The sequence below is a fragment of the Roseibium sp. LAB1 genome (assembly GCF_054658235.1).
Window position 1 is genome coordinate 1,600,723 of sequence record NZ_BAAGIB010000002.1, and the last position, 15,802, is coordinate 1,616,524.

Genomic DNA, 15,802 nt, shown 5'->3' on the forward strand with positions numbered 1-15,802 from the left:
GAACCTAAAGGAAATGCTGCGGGTCGATGTCCACCTGCAAGCGCAGGCCCTTTGAGGGCTTGGGGCCGATGCTCAGCCAATGGCGCAGATAGGTTTGCAGGTCGTACTGGCGGGGAGCCATCGCAAGCAGGCGGAACCGGTAGCGTCCGCGAACCATCGCAAGCGCGGCTTCCGCCGGGCCAAGCAGCATGACGGCCTGATCGGGCGGTGCAGCGCGGGCAAGAGCCCGTGAGAAGCCTTCCGCGAATCCCCTGTCCGGACCGGAGACGATAACAGCGGCAAGGCGCCCGAACGGCGGCAGTCCCGCCACGCGCCGTGCCTCGATCTCTGCCTGGTAGAACGCCTTCTTGTCGCTGGAGAGCAATGCCCTGATGACCGGATGATCCGCATTGTAGGTTTGCAGATAGCCTTTGCCACCTCCGGTCACGCGGCCCGCACGGCCAGTCACCTGGGCGAGAAGCTGAAAGGTTTTTTCCGCCGCTCGCGGGTCACCATGAGCCAGGCCCAGATCCGCATCCACCACGCCGACCAGCTTCATCAGCGGGAAGTTATGTCCCTTGGCGACAAGCTGCGTGCCGATGACGATGTCGGCCCCGCCCTCCTCGACAATCTTCATTTCCCGCTTCAGCCGGTCCGGTCCGCCGGCGATATCGGACGAAAGCACCAGCACCCTCGCCTGCGGAAATCGTTCCGAGACCTCTTCGGCGATTCTTTCCACGCCAGGCCCGCAGGCGACAAGACTGTCTACCGACTGACAGGATGGGCAGGCCTTGGGGACCGGCTCGACATGGCCGCAGTGGTGGCAGACGAGCTTTTTCTGAAACCGGTGTTCCACCAGCCAGGCACTGCAATGGGCGCATTGAAAGCGGTGGCCGCACGTGCGGCAAAGGGTCAGCGGCGCATAACCGCGCCGGTTGAGGAACAAAAGGGACTGGCCGCCCTCGGCAAAGGTATCGGCAATACCGTGGACAAGCGCCGGTGCCAGCCAGCGTCCCCGCTCCGGCCCGTCCTGGCGCATGTCGATGGCCGTGAGGTCCGGCAGGGCGGCACCGGAAGCCCGTTCGGGCAGCTCGAACAGCTTGTAGCGGCCGACTTCCGCATTGACGATGCTTTCGACCGACGGCGTTGCCGAAGCCAGAACGACGGGAAAGCCGGAGAGATGGCCGCGGACCACTGCCATGTCGCGGGCGCTGTAGGGCACCCGGTCGTCCTGCTTGAAGGCTGCGTCATGCTCTTCATCAACGATGATCAGGCCGAGTTCCCTGAACGGCAGAAACAGGGAAGAGCGCGCACCAATGACAACCCGGACATCTCCCGAGGCCACGCCGCGCCACACCCGCGAGCGGTTCTTGACCGTGATCTGCGAGTGCCATTCGGCCGGATAGACACCGAAGCGTTGTTCGAAGCGCCGCAGGAACTGCTCGGTCAGGGCGATTTCGGGCAGCAGCACCAGGGCCTGCTTACCCCGCCGCAGGGCTTCGGCAATGGCCTCGAAATAGACTTCGGTCTTGCCCGATCCGGTAACGCCGTCAATCAGGGCAACGGCACTGCCCTTTCCGAAACAGGCTGTCAAACCGTCTGCTGCAGCCTGCTGCGCAGGGGTCAGCGGCTTTTGCGCATAGTCCAGCTGCGGTTTCGGCGGCGGCGGCGCCGCCGGCATCATGACAGTCTCGAGGACATTTTGCTGAAGCAGGCCATCGATGACGGACGCGGACACGCCAGCAGCGTGGGCAAGGCCGCTCTTGGTCCAGGCAAAGCCGTCTTCCATTGTCGCCAGAACGCGTGCTCGCGCCGGCGTCAGGCGCTCCGGCTCGGCCCCTTCGATACGGCGAACACCGGGAACGGGCGGCTCCGGCTCCAGCGCGTCTTCGGATCGCAGGACCATGCGCAGTACCATACCCGGCGCGCCAAGTGTCCAGTTCGCCACCCAGTCGACGAACCGGCGCAAATCGTCGTCAAGCGGCGGCGTCGTGTCGTAGACATGGGAAATGGTCTTCAGTTTCTTGGGATTGATGGCCGCGTCCGGTTCGATATCCCAGACCGCGCCAATCACCTCTCGCGGGCCGAGCGGCACCTTGACGATGGTGCCCGGAACCACGGACTTTCCGGCAGGCACCTTGTAGGTATAGGCCCCTGCGACTGCGACCGGCACCAGCACGCTGGCAATCGTTTCCTGGAAGTCTGGATCGTCGAACAACACTTGGCGTCAGGTCCTCATCGCTCCGCGAACGGGCACGGACCCATGTGTCGAGCACTGTCCGGCCCCTCGCAGGACATTGCCCGTCCGGTTCCCTGGATCAAGCCCCGCCATTCTTGAGGTACGTACCGCAAAAAATTCGTCCACCGGAGAATCAGGGGTTCTTCTTGTCATCATCCTAGGGTAAAGAGAGCCCAGCTGACCACGCAATCGTTTTGTCCCGCAAGCCGGGACCAGGTTTCCGGCGACGGTCCGGTAGCCCTAAAGGGAGTAAAGACAGATGAAATTCTTCGTCGATACGGCCGACACGGCTGAGATCAAGGAACTGGAAGCCACCGGCCTTCTTGACGGCGTGACCACCAACCCGTCGCTCATCGCAAAGTCCGGCCGGGACTTCAAGGAAGTTATCGCCGAGATCTGCGCCATCACCGAAGGCGATGTTTCCGCCGAAGTAGCCGCGACCGACTTCGACACCATGATCAAGGAAGCACACGTTCTCAGCGCGATTGCCAACAACGTGGTCGTCAAGCTGCCGCTGACGTTCGATGGACTGAAAGCGTGCAAGCTGCTGACCGAAGAAGGCACCAAGACCAACGTCACCCTGTGCTTCTCGGCCAACCAGGCCCTGCTCGCCGCCAAGGCGGGCGCAACCTACATCTCGCCGTTCATCGGCCGTCTGGATGACATTCATGCCGACGGACTGGAACTGATCCGCGAAATTCGCGTGATCTACGACAACTACGGCTTCGATACGGAAATTCTGGCCGCTTCGATCCGTACGCCGAACCACGTCAAGGATTGCGCCATCATCGGTGCCGACGTGGCAACCGTACCGCCGGCAACCCTGAAGGCGCTGGTCAAGCACCCGCTGACCGACAAGGGCCTGGAAGCCTTCCTGGCCGACTGGGCCAAGACCGGTCAGAGCATTCTCTGATCCCTGTTCTGTCAGAACAAGCGAACGGCCCGGCTTTCCGGGCCGTTTTTGTTTGAACATCAGGGCAGCATCCCGCCTGGCAGGACCGCGCCGGTGAGCCTGATGTCGTCGTGTTCCTGAACGACAGTGGTTGCCGATGGAAAAGAAATTGCACAATCCGGCGCCACGTTAACGGAACCGTTGGGGATCTGGCGCCAAGGTGACACCATGTGTGCCGCATCCTCCAAATCCGAATCGTTGCTCGTCACCGCCCGGCCGGAACTCAACCGGCGCATAGACCAATGGCTCGACCATCTTTCCGACGAGCGGCGCCTTTCCGACAAGACACTGCTTGCCTATGAGCGCGACCTGCGGCAATTCCTGCGCTTCCTGACCAACCATCTGGGCGGAGCTCCGGACCTCAAGGAAATAGCAGCGCTCCGCCCGGCCGACTTCCGGGGCTTCCTGGCCAATCGCCGCCGCGACGGCGTGCAGAGCCGCTCTCTTGCCCGCGGCCTTGCCGGGATCCGCTCCTTCCTCAGATTTCTCGAGCGGCGCGGTGAAGTGAACGCGGCGGCGTCTTCCGCCGTGCGGCCACCGCGACAGGCCCGCTCCCTGCCCAAACCCGTCTCGTCCAAGGATGCCATCGACGTGACCAGCGGTGAGCTGGCGATGGAAAAAGAACCCTGGCTGGAAGCCCGCAATGCTGCTGTCCTGACGCTGCTCTACGGCTGCGGCTTGCGCATTTCCGAAGCGCTGTCGCTGACCGGGTCCATGGCCCCCAAAAGTGGAACAAAAACCCTTCGGGTCGTCGGCAAGGGCGGCAAGGAACGCATCGTGCCGATCCTGCCTGCGGTCTGTCAGGCGGTGGAGCACTACCTGAAGCTCTGCCCCTATGCGATTTCGCCCGAGGGGCCGCTTTTTCTCGGCGCTCGCGGCGGGCCGCTCAACCCGCGCATGATCCAATTGGCCATGGTGCGCTTGCGAGGCGCACTGGGCCTGCCGGACAGCGCAACCCCGCACGCATTGCGCCACTCCTTTGCCACGCATCTGCTGGCCGGCGGCGGCGATCTCAGAACGATCCAGGAACTGCTCGGCCACGCCAGCCTCGCCTCGACACAGATCTATACGGAAATCGACAGCGCCCACCTCCTGTCAGCTTATGACAAGGCTCATCCGCGTCGCTAAGGTCGGTCAGGTTTCGGAAATCCGTAGACAGTCCGCTCATTGCCATCAGGAAACCCCTCACGTGCAATCGGCTCACCGCCAAGTTTGCGCACCAACCCCTTCGCTGCCTCGTTGTCGTCCTTCATATGCGTTTCGACCAGAGGCCAGCCATACATTTCGTAAGCATGGCGAATTGCGACCTGCGAGACTTCGACCGCCGCACCTGTGCCGCGTGCCTGCGGCATCAGCCACCAGGTCAATTCCCGCCTTGGCCAGCCTTCCGGCCAGACGAACCCGCAACCGCCCAATATGTCTCCTCCCGCTTTCGGCTCGATAGCCCACATGCCGTAACCGCGAAGCTGCCAGTGGCCGAGGTGGCTTGCCAGCACCCGCCACGCCATGTCCGCGCGCATGGGACCGCCATAAAAGCGCGAAGCCTCGCCGTCCCCGTAGAATGTCCGGTAAACGGGAAAATCCGTCGCTTCCGGCAAGCGCAGACGAAACCGCGGAGTTTCGAGTGATTGCATGATAAGTCTCTGTTGTTTGCTGGAAATTTCGGCCGAATCCCGTGACAGCTTCAACTCCGTTGTAGCCGGTTTCAACACAAACGGTTAGGTTGTTGGGAGATCCTGTTTCGCCGGGAGATAACGAATGCGTCTGATGCTGCTCGCAGTCAGTCTTCTTCTCATGTCCGCCGCGCCCTCGCTGGCGCAGCGCGTCTATTGTCCGCTTCCCGAAGACGGCATCTGGGTTCATCCGAATGCCAAACCAAAGGAAATCTCGCGCGTCGAGGTGGAAAGCCGTTGCGAGAATGAAGCGGTCCACGTACGTGTGCGCGCCTTTACCTCGTGCATCCCACGGGATTGCAAGTGGGGCTGGACCAAAGCGGAAATGCGCTCCGACGGTGCCATCCAGGTACTGCTGATCGGCTTTTTGAGCAGCAAGCAACTGACATTGCGGGCCTTTGGAGAGTTACTGGATGTTCACGTGATAAACGTCGTCAACGATCTGTCCGAACCGCGAACCGAAAACACCTATAATCTTCAGCGCAAATAACCGCCTCGGAAAACTGCGACAACAATCAGCTCTCGCTTTTTCCTTGTCAGGACCGCGATTTCCCTTACCCTACGTAAGACTGCGCAATTGTAGCGCAGGCCAACGGACGGAGAGGTAACATGCGCCTATTGAGCACCGGCATCGCGGCCCTTGCCGTAACCGCGTTTGCAATTGCACCGGCCGCTGCGTGCAGCTGGAACAAGACCGCCCAATCCAAACAGATGACGGTTGCGGAAATGCCTGTCCTGCCGGACACAGGCTCCGATGTGGCGATCGCCACCAACGATCTCAGCGATGCGATTGTGACCGAGACCGTTATTCAGCCGACCACGGGCGAGGTCGTGTCGGACTGACCCCTGCCGGCAAACAAGCTCCATACCAAGTCCCGCTGCTGTGCAGCGGGCTTTTTTTCGGCCAGATGCATTCTGCACGAAATCTGCTGATACCTGCCTCCATCGGGCCGCATCCCCGCCTCATTGGCCCGGTTCACTCGGGATTATCCTGAAGAACCGGTTGATACAGTCTCATGATTTCCAGACGCCGTTTCCTGCAAACCTGTGGCATCGCCATGCTGGGCGCCGTTTCCGCCCCCGCCTACGCAATCGGCGTTGAGCCGTTCCGGCTCAGCCTGAAACACTATCGCCTGGCACCACCACGATGGCCCAGCGATCTGAAGCTGAAAGCCGCCCTGATCGCCGACCCGCATATCTGCGATCCCTGGATGGGACTTGAGCGGGTAAGATCCATCGTCCGGCAGACCAACGCACTGAAGCCGGATATCATCCTGATGCTGGGCGACTATGTGGCCAGTCACAAATGGCAATATGACCCGATCCCGCCGCAGGCCTGGGCGGATATCTTCGGTGACCTCTCGGCCCCGCTCGGCACCCATGCCATTCTCGGCAATCATGACTGGTGGGACGACACTGATGCACAGCTGACCGGTGGCGGACCGACAAAATACGGTCAGGCTCTGCTGAACGCCGGAATTCCCCTTTACCAGAACAGGGCAAAACGGATCGAGAAGGATGGCCAGGCTTTCTGGCTTGCCGGCATTGACGACCAGCTTGCACTCAGACCGCACAGCAAGATCAAGCGGCGTCGCTGGAAGGGGCTCGATGACCTGACCGGTACGCTCGCCCAGGTGACAGACGACGCACCCGTGCTTTTGATGGCACATGAGCCCGACATCATCCGCGAGGTGCCGGGCCGCGTCAGTCTCACGCTCAGCGGACACACTCATGGCGGGCAGGTCAATTGTTTCGGTTACAAGCCGGCCTTTCCCAAACGTAGCGTCAAAAGCTACGCCTATGGCCACATCGTCGAAACGGAAGGCACGAAGCTCGCAAGGCACTTGGGCCTTGAAACGGACCCCCGCCATCTGATTGTTTCCGGAGGTCTTGGCTGCTCGATCCTGCCGGTCCGCTTCGGTGTACCGCCAGAAATAACGGTGGTGCATCTGGGAGGCACCACCGTTTGAGGCCGTTCTTCGGCAGCGCGGTTTATTCCGCCGCCATTTCATGCTCCGTCTTGTGACGGTATTCCCGGATCGCCTGTCTCAGGATCTGGATGGAGGAACTGACGAAGAGGCCTGCCATCAGACCAGCGACAATCAGGTCCGGCCAGGCGCTGGCGGTGCCCCATACGCCGGCGGCCGCCAGCATGACGGCGACATTGCCGATGGCATCGTTGCGCGAGCACAGCCAGACGGAGCGCACATTGGCATCACCATCCTTGTAGCGGACCAGTAGAAGGACACTGGCAAGGTTCACGGCCAGCGCCAGAAACCCGATGGAACCCATCACCGCCGCCTGCGGCACACCGAGCACGAACACCTGGTAAAGGGTGGTTGCCGCCACCCAGATGCCCATCAGAAACAGGCTGGTCCCTTTCGCGAGCGCTGCCAGTGCCCGGGTCTTCAGCGATGCGCCGATCACGGCCAGAGAAATGCCGTAGGTGACCGCGTCGCCGAAGAAATCGAGCGCATCGGCCTGCAGCGCCTTGGAACCGGCCGCCTGGCCGGCGATCATCTCGACAATGAACATGCCACCGTTCAGCGCAATCACCAGCCAGAGCCGGCGGCGATAGTCCTTCGACATTCCGTCAAAGGTTCCGTGGGAATGTCCGCAACAGGCACCCATGTTTCACTCCTTGTTCGAGTCGCTTGATTTTCAGCTCCCATCTCTTGTAATTGCTATAGCGACTAGAGCTTCAAGAGGCTTTTTATGGATTTTTCAATTGGCGACCTTTCAAGGCGAACCGGCGTGAAGGTTCCGACCATCCGCTACTACGAAAAGGAAGGCCTGCTGGAAGCGCCGTTGCGCAGCGAGGGCAACCAGAGGCGCTACCGGCCCAGCGACCTGGAAAGGCTCGGCTTCATCAAGCATTGCCGCGACCTCGGCCTGCCCATGCCGGCGATCCGGGATCTGATCGACCTCAGCCAGCATCCTGACAAACCGTGCGAGACCGCGAACCGGATCGCAGAGGATCAACTGAAGGCGGTACGTCAGAGAATTGCGCATCTGCGCAAGCTGGAGGCTGAACTGAAGCGCATCGCCACGAGCTGTGAAGGCGATCACACAGTCACCGAATGCAACGTGCTGAAGGCGTTCGGCGACCATGGCCTTTGCCTGGAAGAACACTGAGCAGCCTGAACGCCTGCATCAAGGCGCACCGAAATCGATCTCCTTGCCGCCAAGCCGCACGCATTCTCCTGTCTGCTGCATGCACCGGGCAGGAAAGCGCTATTCTTCGACTGGCCTTGGTGTCGCCCCCGTGCCGAGTTCCGTTGCCATCACGGTACCCTCAAGCCTTTCAAGGCGCATCATGGTCCAGCGTCTGGCGGGCAGATTGCAGGAATGACGCCCCAGAATGCAGGAGAACTGCGGGACGTGGTGATACTCGGCGTTGGGCCAAACCTTTTCGGCAACGTCGTGCCGGCCCTTCAGATACCCGAGTAGCGTATATTCGCTGACATACCAGACGTCGCCTTCCTTCAGGTCTGCCATGCTGGTCGGTCGTCCCTTCGGGAAAGTGCCTCCCCATGTCCAGGACAGGGCGCCGGATGTCTGCTGGTCGAGAAAGTGATGGGCCATTGTTTCGTCAATAAAGACCCGCTTTCCATTCTTCAGATCCTCCCGGTAAGCCTCGACCACTGCCGGCCTGTTCGTCAGAGGTTTCGAGAACACGTAGAAAACGATGAAGTTGGCGGAGAGCGCCAGCACGAGCGCGCTGCCAAGGCCAAGCTTTACCTTGTTCCAGCGATCTTCGAGAAGCGTGTCGACGGCCAGCAGAAACAGCATGGTTGCGGCAAGATTGCGGATGAGCGGGCGGTCGTGAACGATTGCTCCCAGAAATTGTCCCGCCGCAAGGCAAAAACAGATCAGCCCGAGGGTCCGGGACTTGCGGAAAACAAACCACGCTACGCCCGCAAACATGGCTGCCCGGAAAACAGCTTCCACATTGAACCGGCCCGAGCCATGGGTTCGGGTGGCGTGATAGGCGATCTGCCGGAAAAACTCCGCAAACTCGAAATTGACCGAAACCGCAAAGAGTGTGGCTGCGATGGCCAGGGCCACCATGCCTTCGCTCACCACTCGCACGACGCTTGCCTGCCGCGTCTTGAGCCTCCAGATCTGCAGAACGGCAATAACGCCGACACTCCAGGCCAGCATGGAAAGCGCGGTCAGCGGCGCAATTCCCAAAAGCGCGGTGCCAGCGATACTGGCAGCGGTCTCGCCGCCGGTTTGCCGCCTGTCACCCGAGACGGCCTTGGCCGCCATCGGCAGAAGCAGAAGAAGGCCCAGCATCCAGATGAACGACCCCGTGAGTTCCAGGCGGAATCCGGAAACGACATACATCGGCGCGAAGACCAGTGGTGTGAAGAACGCCGCCGTTCGAAGGTTCGACCTGAGGCAGAACACGACAAAGACGAGGTTGGTCGCGACATAACACAGGTATTCGTACAGCACGATTGTTGCTGTGCTGACACCGGTTATCGACAGAAACCAGCCGGCCAGAATGAGATGAAGCCTTGGCTGGAGATGATAGGTGTCCAGCCCCGGGAATTGAACCGCCAGAAGCGGATTCCAGTGACGACCTGTTTGGGCAAACTCAGCCGCCCAGGGAATGAAAAATAGGTCGTCCACATAGGGAATGGTCCGGTCCGGCCAGAAAAACACCAGACCGCAGACCAACGGCAGAAGCAATCCAGCGGCGACCAGAAGCCAGCCCCCGGACTGTTTCGAATTTCCGTTTTTGCCCCACTGCTTTCCAACCAAAGGATCACCTGCCTTTTATTGAAACGCATCCCCCCTCATCGGGTTTCATTTTAGCTCAACGGTTGCAGATGTGTCGCCAATTTTACGTATGCTTGCAAATTTTCAGTTCCGGACCGCGCGACGGTCCGTCAAAACGAAATCGGGGCACCCGTTGACCGGATGCCCCGAACCGATGTCGAATAGACACGATACTTGCGTTTATTAGGCGTGGATCGACTTTGCGAAGGCGCCGAGGGCCGCTTCTTTAACCGCTTCCGACATGGTTGGGTGAGCGTGACAGGTGCGGGCAAGATCTTCGGAAGACCCGCCGAATTCCATCAGCACGGCTGCTTCGTGGATCATCTCCCCGGCACCGAAGCCGACGATGTGGACACCAAGCACCCGGTCGGTCTTCGCATCCGCCAGAACCTTGGCAAAGCCGTCGGTCTTGTTCATGGCGCGCGCACGGCCATTGGCAGAGAAGACGAACTTGCCGGTCTTGTACTCGACACCCGCTGCTTTCAGCTCTTCCTCGGTTTTGCCGACAGAAGCGACTTCCGGCTGGGTGTAGACGACACCCGGGATGACGTCGTAGTTCACGTGACCGGCCTGACCGGCCAGGATCTCGGCGACGGCAACACCTTCATCTTCGGCCTTGTGAGCCAGCATCGGGCCGACGACCACATCCCCGATGGCATAGATGCCGTCGACATTGGTCTTGTAGTGCGCATCAATCTGTACGCGGCCACGCTCATCCAGTTTCACGCCGGCACCATCCAGGCCCAGGCCCTCGGTGTAGGGGCGACGGCCGATGGCAACCAGAACGATGTCCGCCTCGATCACCTGCGCATCGCCGCCCTTGGCCGGTTCGACGGTCACGGCAAGGCCCTTGCCCTTCTTCTCGACGCCGGTAACCTTGGAGGACAGTTTGAACTCCACGCCCTGCTTTTTCAGCATGCGCTGGAAGTTCTTGGACACGTCGCCGTCCATCGGGCCGAGGATCTTGTCCATGAACTCGACAACGGTGACGTCCGAACCGAGTCGGTTCCAGACGGAGCCCAGTTCCAGGCCGATGACACCGCCCCCGACGACGACCAGTTTGCCCGGAACCTTGTCCAGCTCCAGCGCGCCGGTGGAAGAGACCACCTGCTTCTCGTCAATCTCGACACCCGGCAGCGGCATGACGTCGGAACCGGTGGCAATGACGATGTTCTTCGTGTCCAGAACAGTCGCCTTGCCGTCGGCATCGGTGACTTCGACCTTACCCTTTTCAAGGATCTTGCCGGTGCCGGTGTGAACGTCGATCTTGTTCTTCTTCATCAGGAAGGAAATGCCATTGACGTTGGCGTCGACGACGCCGGTCTTGTGATCCATCATGGCCGAAAGATCGAGCTTGGGCTTCGACACCTTGATGCCGAGCTTTTCAAAGCCGTGACCGGCTTCCTCGAACATTTCCGAGGCATGCAGCAGAGCCTTGGACGGAATGCAGCCGATGTTGAGGCAGGTGCCGCCAAGCGTTGCGCGTTTTTCGACTACCGCCGTTTTCAGGCCGAGCTGTGCGGCCTTGATCGCACAGACGTAGCCGCCAGGACCGGTTCCGATGACGACGAGATCATATTGGGACATTTTGGTCGCCTTTGCCTCTTTCATTTCTGGTTTGAATGGGGAGTTAGGGAAGAATTGCCCGGCCGCCGGAGACATCGAGGATGGCACCGGTCGTATAGCTGGACTGATCGGAGAGAAGCCACAGAATCGCTTCGGCTACCTCGTCAGCGGTTCCGGCGCGTTTCATCGGCAGTTTGGACCTGAGCTGGGCCACCCGGTCGGGATGGCCGCCCGAAGCGTGAATATCGGTATCGATGATGCCGGGGCGGATCGCGTTGACGCGGACGCCTTCGTCGGCAACTTCCAGCGCCAGGCCCACCGTCATGGTGTCGATCGCTCCCTTGGCGGCTGCGTAATCGACATACTGGCCAGGAGACCCCAGCTTTGAGGCCGCGGAGCCCAGATTGACGATGCCCCCGCCTTCGCCGCCATGCCTGGTCGACATGCGCTTGACCGCCTCGCGGGCACACAGGAACGAACCGATCACGTTGATGGAGAACATCCTAGTCAGGCGTTCAAGCGTCATCTCATCGACACGCTGGGACAAGTCGACGACACCGGCGTTGTTGACCAGGCCCTTGAGCGTACCCAGCCGGTCGGCTTCGGCAAAAAGATGCAGTACATCCGCTTCGTTCTGGACATCGCCCTGTACCGCCACAGCTTCGCCACCTGCCGACTTGATTTCCTCGACAAGAGCATCGGCAGCGTCCTTGTTGTGGGAGTAATTGACGACCACCCTATGACCCAGTGCCGCAACCTTGCGGCTGACTGCAGCGCCGATCCCCCGGCTCCCGCCCGTCACCAATACAACCGTTTCAGCCATGAATTCCCACCGGTTCCCGTTTCTATTGCCCTTGAAGGCGTGTCAGTTCTTCAGCGCCGCGGCCTGCTGCCCAGAGCCCCTTCAGGCGTCCGTCCGTCATCACCGCGTAGACCACCGGCGTCTTGTCGCCCCAGTCCACCGTCAGAACGTTGCCTTCCAGCTCACCAACGCCGCGATAGCTTGTGGCGCCGACCGTCCACAGCAGCGTGTATTTCCGGCCTTGCTGCGTCAACTCGACCGAGCCCTGATAGGTCGTGCCGTTCGGATTTCGGCCTGCGACCGAATAGGTGCCTGTCAGCCCTTCGGCCTCGACCGGTGCAGCGCGCGAAAAGAGCATCAGTTTTTCGCTAGCCGAACCGTCCGCCCACTCACCGTCCAGCGTATCCGTACCGGTGAAGGAATAGACAACCGGGTGCTTGTCCCCCCAGTTGACCACCAGCATGCGGCCTGCGAACTCGCCGACACCGGTGAAGACGTCGCCGCCGATCCACCAGGTAAATCGCACGTTCCGGTCTTCCGGCGTGATCGCCAGCATGCCGTCGTAGGAGGACCCGTTGGGGTTGGTTCCATCGACCCTGTAGACACCGGAGATCTGGCGCGCAGGGCCGGTCCGAGCGGCACTCTCCTTGAGCGCGGTTCCGATCGCCGCAAGAGCGGTCATCTTGGGTGCCGATCCTGCAGGATTACCCTTGCCGTCGTCAACGAAGGTAAACTCGCCAAAGAAAGACGACGAAATCCAAGGCGTTTGCCGGCCGTCCGTTTCCTGAAAAACACCTTTCAGCGTTCGCTTGAAGGTTTCTTCCAGATTGAGCGCCGGGGTTTCTATGGCGCTGGCCAGATGCTTGGTGAAAGGACTGTTGCTGCCCTGCCCGTCCAGAGCCACGGAACCGGGTGACGTCGAATAGGACACAAACAGGCGCGCGTTGCTGTCGATCCGTGACAGGCCTGATGCCTTCCCGCCCAGCGGATTGTTGCGGCACGCGTCGAGCACGACGATATTGAGACCGTCGTGGGAGGACGTCATCATCGCGACGGCCTCGCTGACCGCAACCGACTGCTGCTGCAGGTCGTCGTCTGCGGGGGCGTCGCCGGCAACCGGCAACAGGTAGTTTTCACCCTGAATCTGAACGCCGTGGCCGGCATAATAAAACAGCCCGACCCCGCCTTCTGTCTTCAGCCGGTCGCCGAAAGCGTCGATTGCCTGCTGCATCGCTTCGCGGTTGGCATCGGTCTGCAGAATGACTTTGAACCCGGCCTTGTCGAGCGCCCGGGCAATCGCCAGCGCATCGTTGACCGGATTGGCCAGCGGCCCATAGCCATATTGCGCGTTGCCGATCACCAGCGCGGTGCGCGGCTCCGCCGCATGGGCGGTGCACAAGAAGCCCAGAACAGTGCAGACGACAAGAACAACCGAAACGGCATAACGCTTTAAGGCGTTCATATTCCTGTTCCTCCTGACCGTCTCAAGCACCGCAACGGCGATGATCCGATTATTGCTCCGCCAGAGCCAGCCGCAAGCCGAAGCCGGCAAAGGTCGCAGCCACTGTCCGGCGCATCCAGACCATGACGCGGTCGCTCTTCAACACCTTCTCGCCAACCAGCGAGGCAAATGCGCCATAGATGACGAAGACCACGAAGGTCATCGCCATGAAAACACCGCCCATCAACAGCATGTCGAGCGTCGGACTGGCGGCATCATGGCTGACGAATTGCGGCAGGAAGGCAAGGAAGAACACCGTCAGCTTGGGATTGAGGATGTTGATCAGGAAACCGGTACGCGCCGTTGCAAGGAAGCTCTTGCGCGAGCCCCTGTCTGCCTTCAGCTCCATCGGCCCGCTGTCTTTCAGCGTCTGCCAGGCAAGGTAGAGAAGATAGGCGACACCGGCATATTTCACGCCCTGGAATACCAGGGCACTGGTGTGCATCAGGGCTGCGAGACCCACGACGGAGGCCAGGATTGCGGGAATGATACCTAGAGTGCAGCCGAAGGCCGCCGCAACGGATGCCTGACGGCCCCTGCCGAGCCCGACTGCAACCGTGTAGACCACACCCGTTCCTGGAACGAGCACCACGACAAGAGCAGTAATCAGAAATTCCAGGCTCATTATGCGGCTCCTCCTGTCCCGGACCGACAGACGTTCAACCGGAAACGACTGAACGCCGGTGGCCAGGCAACCTTAAAATGTCCGGACGCCTTGCCGGAATACCGTCGGCAAGGTGCTCGCAGGGCAATTCAACCGGATCAGAGATCCAGAACCAGACGCTGCGGATCTTCCAGGCTTTCCTTGACACGAACCAGGAAGGTCACGGCTTCCTTGCCGTCGACGATCCGGTGGTCGTAGGAGAGCGCCAGATACATCATCGGGCGGATCACCACCTGGCCGTTCACAGCCATCGGACGTTCCTGGATCTTGTGCATGCCCAGGATGCCGGACTGCGGAGCGTTCAGGATCGGCGACGACATCAGCGAACCATACACCCCACCGTTGGAGATGGTGAAGGTACCGCCGGACATGTCAGCCATGCCCAGCTTGCCGTCCCGTGCCTTGCGGCCGAGATTGCCGATTTCCTGTTCGATCTCGGCGATGGACATCTGGTCGGCATCGCGCACGACCGGAACCACAAGACCCTTGTCCGTGCCGACGGCGACGCCGATGTGGCAGAAGTTCTTGTAGATGATGTCGGTGCCGTCGATCTCGGCATTGACCGCCGGGATTTCCTTCAGCGCATGGGTCACCGCCTTGGTGAAGAAGCCCATGAAACCGAGCTTGACGCCGTGTTTCTTCTCGAACAGGTCCTTGTACTGCTTGCGCAGCTCCATGACCGGGCCCATGTCCACTTCGTTGTAGGTGGTCAGCATGGCCGCAGTGTTCTGCGCATCCTTCAGGCGGCGCGCGATTGTCTGGCGCAGCTTGGTCATGCGGACACGTTCTTCGCGGACTTCATCCTGCGCGGCAACCGGGCCACGGGCGACAGGCGTTGCAGACGGAGCGGCGGCGGACGACGTCGCACCGGAGGCGATCGCGTTGATCACGTCTTCCTTCAGCACCTGGCCACGTTTGCCGGAACCGGCGACCTGGTCAGCTGAAAGATTGTTTTCCGCCATCATCTTCTGGGCGGACGGCGCCGGCGGCATGGAAGACCCGCCGCTTGCCGCGGGAGCAGAAGCAGCCGGTGCCGGTGCAGCAGCAGCCGAGCCTGCGGACGCAGCTTCCCCGGACGGATCGATCTGGCAAAGCAGAACGCCAGGTTCAACAGTCGTACCGGTTTCGACGGCAATCTTGACGATGGTTCCAGCGACCGGGGCCGGCACTTCCTGTGCCGCCTTGTCGGTTTCAAGTTCCACCAGCGTGTCATCAGCCTTGACGACATCGCCGACCTTCACGCTCCATTCGCCGACTTCAGCCTCGGTAACGGATTCGCCTGCGCTCGGAGTGACGACATCGACCAGTTCGGCCTTCGCGGATTTGGTTTCCGCCTTGGCATCTGCCTTTGCCGGCGCTGCTTCAGCCTTCGCGGCCGGAGCAGCTGCGCCTTCGGCGATCTGACCAAGCAGTGCGCCGACCTCAACGGTGTCGCCTTCCTTGACTACGATGCTTTCCAGGGTGCCTGCGGCCGGTGCCGGAACTTCGACGGTCACCTTGTCGGTTTCCAGTTCCACCAGGGGCTCGTCCTGGCTGACGGCGTCGCCCGGTTTCTTGAACCACTGCGCAATAGTCGCTTCGGAAACGGATTCACCCAGCGTGGGGACGCGAATTTCGGTTGCCATGGTCGCCTTCTCT

15 protein-coding genes are annotated in these 15,802 nt (G+C 60.9%); 6 read left to right on the forward strand and 9 right to left on the reverse strand.

Going from position 1 to position 15,802, the window contains the following annotated elements:
- Positions 1–4 precede the first annotated feature (4 nt).
- Positions 5–2,200 (reverse strand): primosomal protein N', encoded by a 2,196-nt coding sequence (locus tag ACYQ54_RS17320; protein WP_460084488.1) that lies wholly within the window; start codon positions 2,198–2,200, stop codon positions 5–7.
- Between the two features lie 277 nt (positions 2,201–2,477).
- Here ACYQ54_RS17320 and fsa point away from each other — a divergent pair, with 277 nt between their 5' ends.
- The gene (fsa, locus tag ACYQ54_RS17325) at positions 2,478–3,131 is read left to right on the forward strand and encodes a fructose-6-phosphate aldolase (protein ID WP_460084491.1); all 654 of its coding nucleotides are present in this window, start codon (positions 2,478–2,480) and stop codon (positions 3,129–3,131) included.
- Between the two features lie 207 nt (positions 3,132–3,338).
- On the forward strand, positions 3,339–4,298 hold the full coding sequence (locus tag ACYQ54_RS17330; protein WP_460084493.1) for a tyrosine recombinase XerC: 960 nt from the start codon (positions 3,339–3,341) through the stop codon (positions 4,296–4,298).
- Here ACYQ54_RS17330 and ACYQ54_RS17335 read toward each other — a convergent pair.
- The gene (locus ACYQ54_RS17335) at positions 4,295–4,804 is read right to left on the reverse strand and encodes a GNAT family N-acetyltransferase (RefSeq protein ID WP_460084496.1); all 510 of its coding nucleotides are present in this window, start codon (positions 4,802–4,804) and stop codon (positions 4,295–4,297) included. The two genes, ACYQ54_RS17330 and ACYQ54_RS17335, sit on opposite strands and share 4 nt — an antisense overlap.
- A gap of 124 nt (positions 4,805–4,928) precedes the next feature.
- On the opposite strand from ACYQ54_RS17335, the gene ACYQ54_RS17340 reads away from it, so the two are divergent.
- The 3 genes from ACYQ54_RS17340 (at position 4,929) to ACYQ54_RS17350 (ending at position 6,813) form a co-directional block, all read left to right on the forward strand.
- The gene (locus ACYQ54_RS17340; protein ID WP_460084497.1) at positions 4,929–5,333 is read left to right on the forward strand and encodes a serine/threonine protein kinase; all 405 of its coding nucleotides are present in this window, start codon (positions 4,929–4,931) and stop codon (positions 5,331–5,333) included.
- 119 nt (positions 5,334–5,452) lie between these two features.
- Positions 5,453–5,686, forward strand: coding sequence for a hypothetical protein (locus tag ACYQ54_RS17345; protein ID WP_460084500.1), 234 nt, complete (start codon positions 5,453–5,455; stop codon positions 5,684–5,686).
- A gap of 173 nt (positions 5,687–5,859) precedes the next feature.
- On the forward strand, positions 5,860–6,813 hold the full coding sequence (locus tag ACYQ54_RS17350; RefSeq protein ID WP_460084503.1) for a metallophosphoesterase: 954 nt from the start codon (positions 5,860–5,862) through the stop codon (positions 6,811–6,813).
- A gap of 22 nt (positions 6,814–6,835) precedes the next feature.
- Here the strand turns inward: ACYQ54_RS17350 and ACYQ54_RS17355 are convergent, their stop codons facing one another.
- On the reverse strand, positions 6,836–7,474 hold the full coding sequence (locus ACYQ54_RS17355; RefSeq protein WP_460084505.1) for a cation transporter: 639 nt from the start codon (positions 7,472–7,474) through the stop codon (positions 6,836–6,838).
- An 84-nt stretch (positions 7,475–7,558) separates the two neighbouring features.
- Between ACYQ54_RS17355 and ACYQ54_RS17360 the strand changes: the two genes are divergently transcribed.
- Complete coding sequence (locus tag ACYQ54_RS17360; protein ID WP_460084507.1) at positions 7,559–7,978, forward strand: MerR family transcriptional regulator; 420 nt, start codon at positions 7,559–7,561, stop codon at positions 7,976–7,978.
- A gap of 99 nt (positions 7,979–8,077) precedes the next feature.
- Here ACYQ54_RS17360 and ACYQ54_RS17365 read toward each other — a convergent pair whose 3' ends face one another.
- The 6 genes from ACYQ54_RS17365 to odhB all read right to left on the reverse strand — a co-directional run bounded on the left by ACYQ54_RS17365 (position 8,078) and on the right by odhB (position 15,789).
- Positions 8,078–9,613, reverse strand: a complete 1,536-nt coding sequence (locus ACYQ54_RS17365) for a hypothetical protein (protein ID WP_460084508.1) — start codon at positions 9,611–9,613, stop codon at positions 8,078–8,080.
- 201 nt (positions 9,614–9,814) lie between these two features.
- The gene (gene lpdA / locus ACYQ54_RS17370) at positions 9,815–11,218 is read right to left on the reverse strand and encodes a dihydrolipoyl dehydrogenase (protein ID WP_460084511.1); all 1,404 of its coding nucleotides are present in this window, start codon (positions 11,216–11,218) and stop codon (positions 9,815–9,817) included.
- A gap of 43 nt (positions 11,219–11,261) precedes the next feature.
- Positions 11,262–12,020 carry an SDR family oxidoreductase gene (locus ACYQ54_RS17375; RefSeq protein ID WP_460084513.1) on the reverse strand — a complete coding sequence of 253 codons (759 nt, stop codon included), beginning with the start codon at positions 12,018–12,020 and terminating at the stop codon, positions 11,262–11,264.
- A gap of 22 nt (positions 12,021–12,042) precedes the next feature.
- Positions 12,043–13,461 (reverse strand): LIC10280 family protein, encoded by a 1,419-nt coding sequence (lfb1, locus tag ACYQ54_RS17380; RefSeq protein ID WP_460084516.1) that lies wholly within the window; start codon positions 13,459–13,461, stop codon positions 12,043–12,045.
- Positions 13,462–13,510: 49 nt separating this feature from the next.
- Positions 13,511–14,125, reverse strand: a complete 615-nt coding sequence (locus ACYQ54_RS17385) for a LysE family translocator (protein ID WP_460084518.1) — start codon at positions 14,123–14,125, stop codon at positions 13,511–13,513.
- Positions 14,126–14,262: 137 nt separating this feature from the next.
- The gene (odhB, locus tag ACYQ54_RS17390) at positions 14,263–15,789 is read right to left on the reverse strand and encodes a 2-oxoglutarate dehydrogenase complex dihydrolipoyllysine-residue succinyltransferase (protein WP_460084520.1); all 1,527 of its coding nucleotides are present in this window, start codon (positions 15,787–15,789) and stop codon (positions 14,263–14,265) included.
- Positions 15,790–15,802: the final 13 nt, after the last annotated feature.

Coding starts and splice junctions, on each gene's coding strand:
- ACYQ54_RS17350 (WP_460084503.1), top strand. CDS start 5,860: ATGATTTCCAGACGCCGTTTCCTGCAAACCTGTGGCATCGCCATGCTG.
- odhB (WP_460084520.1), bottom strand. CDS start 15,789: ATGGCAACCGAAATTCGCGTCCCCACGCTGGGTGAATCCGTTTCCGAA.
- lfb1 (WP_460084516.1), bottom strand. CDS start 13,461: ATGAACGCCTTAAAGCGTTATGCCGTTTCGGTTGTTCTTGTCGTCTGC.
- fsa (WP_460084491.1), top strand. CDS start 2,478: ATGAAATTCTTCGTCGATACGGCCGACACGGCTGAGATCAAGGAACTG.
- ACYQ54_RS17360 (WP_460084507.1), top strand. CDS start 7,559: ATGGATTTTTCAATTGGCGACCTTTCAAGGCGAACCGGCGTGAAGGTT.
- ACYQ54_RS17330 (WP_460084493.1), top strand. CDS start 3,339: ATGTGTGCCGCATCCTCCAAATCCGAATCGTTGCTCGTCACCGCCCGG.
- ACYQ54_RS17385 (WP_460084518.1), bottom strand. CDS start 14,125: ATGAGCCTGGAATTTCTGATTACTGCTCTTGTCGTGGTGCTCGTTCCA.
- ACYQ54_RS17345 (WP_460084500.1), top strand. CDS start 5,453: ATGCGCCTATTGAGCACCGGCATCGCGGCCCTTGCCGTAACCGCGTTT.
- ACYQ54_RS17335 (WP_460084496.1), bottom strand. CDS start 4,804: ATGCAATCACTCGAAACTCCGCGGTTTCGTCTGCGCTTGCCGGAAGCG.
- lpdA (WP_460084511.1), bottom strand. CDS start 11,218: ATGTCCCAATATGATCTCGTCGTCATCGGAACCGGTCCTGGCGGCTAC.
- ACYQ54_RS17340 (WP_460084497.1), top strand. CDS start 4,929: ATGCGTCTGATGCTGCTCGCAGTCAGTCTTCTTCTCATGTCCGCCGCG.
- ACYQ54_RS17375 (WP_460084513.1), bottom strand. CDS start 12,020: ATGGCTGAAACGGTTGTATTGGTGACGGGCGGGAGCCGGGGGATCGGC.
- ACYQ54_RS17355 (WP_460084505.1), bottom strand. CDS start 7,474: ATGGGTGCCTGTTGCGGACATTCCCACGGAACCTTTGACGGAATGTCG.